Genomic DNA, 4,501 nt, shown 5'->3' with positions numbered 1-4,501 from the left:
GGGCAGAGGGGGGTGCTGTCCCGCACTACCTGTCATGACAGTCAAGTCCTAAGCCAATTCCCAGTTGGAGTGGCTAAACATCGAAGCCGGCGATCCTTCCCACCCCCTCTGTCCTGCCGGACATCTCCCCCGCAAGGGGGGAGATTGGATTGCCGAGCGGCTTTCGCCAACCGCCAACACTGAAGACTGCCTTATCCCGCCGTTCGGCTCTTGCCGGATGTACAGCGATTTCCCGACGGCCTAATCTACACCGATACCCAAACAGGGAGAGGGCGCTTGGGCGAGCACGATCCGAACGAAGAGCCGATCGAGACGGTTTTCCGCAACGGCACGATCACCACAGTCGGCATCCTGCTGGCGTTCTCGCTGGGTTTCATTACGCATTGGGCCGCCAACCCGATACCATGGGAAATCTATCACCTGGCCGCCGTCGTGCCGATTTTGATCGGCATTGCCCTGCAGATACGAGCGCTGCGGTTGCTGCTCGACCTAACGTCTTTACAACGGCGCGTTCTTGAACGCGCCAATCGTATCTTCATTGCCGGCCTCATCTTCACCGCCTGCGGAGTTGGGCTGGCGATGCTGCTCGATTTCTACGACCTGTCGACCAAGAGCGCGGTGCCCGGGGCCTAGCTCTGGCCATCCTGGCAGGTGTCGCACCATTCGGCGCTGGTCAGCGCTGCCATGCGCTCGGTTCGCTGCCAAGGCCGGGAGGGGTCGGCAGGCCGCCGATCATCCTCGTCACCTCCGCAGCTGCATCGCGCACCAGCGGGCCGATCTCGGCCAGCCGTTCCGGCGTGACCCGCACCGTCGGCCCGGAGACCGAAACGCCGCCGATCGGCTCGCCGAATTCGTTGAAGATGGCGGCGGCAACGCAGCGCATGCCCGGATGCCGCTCCTCGTCGTCTACCGACCAGCCGCGCAATTTGATCGTCACCAGGTCGCGGGCGAGCGCCGAGATGTCGGACAGCGTGTTTTCAGTGAAGCGCTCCAGCCCGGCCCGGCGCAGGATGGTGGCGACGCGCTCCGGCTCGAGATGCGCCAGCACCGCCTTGCCGGTGCCCGAGGCATGGAAGGAGCTGCGCGTGCCCGGCCGGAAGAAGGCGCGGATCGCCTGGTGCGTCTCGACCTGGCTGACGAAGACGACGCAATCGTCCTCGGCGACGCCGAGATTGGCGGTCTCGCCGGTCTTCTCCATCAATTCCTGCATGACGATACGGGCGCGGTCGACCAGCTTGCGGCGGCGCAGGAACGCCGCGCCCATGCGATAGGTCTCGACGCCGATCGACCACAGCTGGTCGGTGCCGTCGAACTCGACCATGCCATGGTTCTCCAGCGTCGTCAGCATGCGGTAGGCGGTGGATGCCGGCAGGCCGGAATTGGCGGCGATCTCGCTCAGCGACAGGCCACTGCCATCGGCCACGATTGCCAGGATGCGCAACGCCCGGTCCAGCGACTGCACCGAGGCGGCCTCGGACGGCCCGTTGAAGGCGCGCGGACGGCCGCGCTGGCGTTTTTCAGTGGTTTCCATAGGCCGTTCTTCGCTCTGTTTGCCCAAAAAGACAATGGAAAAGTTTTTCATCCATTCGCGAAGCGAATTCGTGGAAAACAGAAAGTCAAAACAATTCAAGCCACTAGAGCCGTTTTCTAGAAATGAAAAAATATTCTGAAAAAATTGAAAAATCATTGGTGCGCTGGCAATATCGGCTATCAACAATTCCGTGGAGGCTGACATGGCCAGGATGCGCGCAGTCGACGCAGCGGTTCTCGTTCTCGAAAAGGAAGGCATCTCCTGTGCCTTCGGCGTGCCAGGTGCTGCGATCAACCCGCTCTATTCGGCACTGAAGGCGAGGGGCAGTATCCGCCACATCCTTGCGCGTCACGTCGAGGCGGCCTCGCATATGGCCGAAGGGTTCACCCGCGCCAGATCGGGCAATATCGGTCTGTGCATCGGCACTTCGGGTCCCGCCGGCACCGACATGATCACCGGCCTCTATTCGGCCGCTGCCGATTCTATCCCGATCCTCTGCATCACCGGGCAGGCGCCGCGGGCGCGCCTCAACAAGGAAGATTTTCAGGCCGTCGACATCGCCGCCATCGCTGCACCCGTCGCCAAATGGGCGGTCACCGTCATGGAACCCTATCTGGTGCCGATGGCGCTGCAGAAGGCGTTCCATCTGATGCGCTCGTCGCGGCCGGGGCCGGTGCTGATCGATCTGCCGGTCGATGTGCAACTGGCGGAGATCGAGTTCGACATCGATGCCTACGAGCCGCTGGTGCCGTTCAAGCCGGCAATGTCGCGCGCCCAGGCCGAGAAGGCACTGAAAATGCTCAATGCGGCCGACAAGCCTGTCATCGTCGCTGGCGGCGGCATCATCAACGCCGATGCGTCGGACCTGTTGATCGAATTCGCCGAAGTCACCGGTGTGCCTGTCATCCCGACGCTGATGGGCTGGGGCGCGATCCCCGACGACCACCGGCTGATGGCCGGTATGTGCGGGCTGCAGACCTCGCATCGCTACGGCAACGCGACGATGCTCGAAGCCGATTTCGTTTTCGGCATCGGCAACCGCTGGGCCAACCGCCACACCGGTTCGGTCGACGTCTACACCAAGGGCAAGAAGTTCATCCACGTCGATATCGAGCCGACGCAGATCGGCCGGGTCTTCGCACCGGATCTTGGCGTCGTCTCGGATGCCGGTGCGGCGCTTAAAATGCTGCTCGACGTCGCCACCGAGTGGAGGACGGCCGGGAAATTGCGCGACTGGTCGGGCTGGGCCGGCGAATGCCGGCAGCGCAAGAAGGCGATGAAGCGCAAGACCCATTTCGACCAGGTGCCGCTGAAGCCGCAGCGCGTCTATGAGGAGATGAACAAGGCGTTCGGCCGCGACACCACCTATGTCACCACGATCGGCCTGTCGCAGATCGCCGGGGCGCAGTTCCTGCATGTCTACAAGCCGCGCAACTGGATCAATTGCGGCCAGGCCGGGCCGCTCGGCTGGACATTGCCGGCGGCCCTCGGCGTTCGCGCCGCCGATCCGGACCGCACCATTGTCGCACTTTCCGGCGACTATGATTTCCAGTTCATGATCGAGGAACTGGCGGCCGGCGCACAGCACAAATTGCCGTACATCCATGTCGTCGTGAACAACGCCTATCTCGGGCTGATCCGCCAGGCGCAGCGCGGCTTTTCGATGGATTTCGAAGTCAGCCTGGCCTTCGAGAACGTCAACCGGAAAGACGAGCCTGAGGCGGGCTACGGCGTCGACCACGTCGCCGTTGCCGAGGCGATGGGCTGCAAGGCGGTCAGGGTGCGCCGGCCGGAGGATTTCGCCGGTGCCTTCGAAGAGGCGCAGCGGCTGATGAACGAGCACCAGGTTCCGGTGGTGCTCGAATTCATCCTCGAGCGCGTCACCAATGTTTCGATGGGCACCGAAATCGACAAGATCACCGAATTCGAGGAGCTTGCCGAACATCACGAAGATGCCCCCACGGCGATCGTCATGCTCGACTAAGCTGTTTTATGAGGAATTACTGCCATGCCACGGTTTTCAGCCAATCTTTCGATGCTCTTTGGCGAGCATGACTTCCTCGACCGCTTCGATGCCGCCGCCCGCGCCGGCTTCAAGGGCGTCGAGTATATCGGCCCCTATGACCACGCGCCGGATGTCGTCGCGGCCAGGTTGAAGAAGAACGGGCTGACGCAGGTCCTGTTCAACCTGCCTGCCGGCGACTGGGCCAAGGGCGAGCGTGGCATTGCGATCTTGCCGGACCGCGTCCCGGAGTTCCGGCAAGGCATTGCCAAGGTCGTCACCTATGCGCACGCGCTGGGCTGCGAGCAGGTCAACTGCCTCGCCGGCATCGCGCCGCAAGGCGTCGATCGCTCCGTGCTGGAAGACGTCTTCGCCGAAAATCTGGCTTTCGCGGCGGAAAAGCTGGAGCAGGCCGGCATCAGGCTGCTGATCGAGCCGATCAACACCCGCGACATTCCGGGTTTTTTCCTGAATTACTCGGATCAGGCCCTGGCGCTGATCGACCGCGTCGGCTCGAAGAACCTGTTCCTGCAATACGACATCTATCACATGCAGATCATGGAGGGGGATCTCGCCCGTACCATCGAGGCAAACCTCAACCGCATCGCGCATATCCAGCTTGCGGACAATCCCGGCCGTCATGAGCCGGGGACGGGCGAGATCAATTTTCCCTTCCTGTACAACCACATCGACCGCATCGGCTATTCCGGCTGGGTCGGTGCGGAGTACAAGCCTAAGGGCGGAACGGAAGCGGGGCTCCGGTGGTTTCGGGACGCGGCCGGGCAGGGGAGTGCGGCGGCATAGACGCTACGTATCGCACGTCGCGTTCCTTCGCGCCCCCCTCTGGCCTGCCGGCCATCTCCCCCACGAGTGGGGAGATCGGCAGTTCCCGCGCCGGCCCTTAAACTTTGCTGACCTCGAAAATTGGCGAAAGCGGCGGTGACATCCAATCTCCCTCCTTGTGGGGG

At 62.8% G+C, this 4,501-nt stretch carries 4 protein-coding genes; 3 read left to right on the top strand and 1 reads right to left on the bottom strand.

Annotated elements, in window-relative coordinates; all coding sequences use genetic code 11:
- Positions 1-276: 276 nt before the first annotated feature.
- Positions 277-633: a hypothetical protein gene (locus E5W70_RS31070; RefSeq protein WP_292665071.1), complete on the top strand. Its 357-nt coding sequence runs from the start codon at positions 277-279 to the stop codon at positions 631-633.
- 40 nt (positions 634-673) lie between these two features.
- Here E5W70_RS31070 and bhcR read toward each other — a convergent pair whose 3' ends face one another.
- Positions 674-1,531, bottom strand: a complete 858-nt coding sequence (gene bhcR / locus E5W70_RS31065; RefSeq protein ID WP_292665070.1) for an HTH-type transcriptional regulator BhcR — start codon at positions 1,529-1,531, stop codon at positions 674-676.
- Positions 1,532-1,733: 202 nt separating this feature from the next.
- Between bhcR and gcl the strand changes: the two genes are divergently transcribed.
- Positions 1,734-3,515: a glyoxylate carboligase gene (gene gcl / locus E5W70_RS31060; RefSeq protein WP_292665069.1), complete on the top strand. Its 1,782-nt coding sequence runs from the start codon at positions 1,734-1,736 to the stop codon at positions 3,513-3,515.
- A gap of 24 nt (positions 3,516-3,539) precedes the next feature.
- Positions 3,540-4,337, top strand: a complete 798-nt coding sequence (gene hyi / locus E5W70_RS31055; RefSeq protein ID WP_292665068.1) for a hydroxypyruvate isomerase — start codon at positions 3,540-3,542, stop codon at positions 4,335-4,337.
- The last annotated feature ends 164 nt before the right edge of the window (positions 4,338-4,501 follow it).

Origin of the sequence: Mesorhizobium sp. (genome assembly GCF_005063415.1) — a bacterium.
Classification (GTDB): Bacteria; Pseudomonadota; Alphaproteobacteria; order Rhizobiales; family Rhizobiaceae; genus Mesorhizobium.
This window is presented reverse-complemented; position numbering and strand designations above follow the sequence as displayed.

Excerpts from the sequence above, each read along its gene's own strand:
- bhcR (WP_292665070.1), bottom strand. The coding sequence starts at position 1,531 with ATGGAAACCACTGAAAAACGCCAGCGCGGCCGTCCGCGCGCCTTCAAC.
- gcl (WP_292665069.1), top strand. The coding sequence starts at position 1,734 with ATGGCCAGGATGCGCGCAGTCGACGCAGCGGTTCTCGTTCTCGAAAAG.
- hyi (WP_292665068.1), top strand. The coding sequence starts at position 3,540 with ATGCCACGGTTTTCAGCCAATCTTTCGATGCTCTTTGGCGAGCATGAC.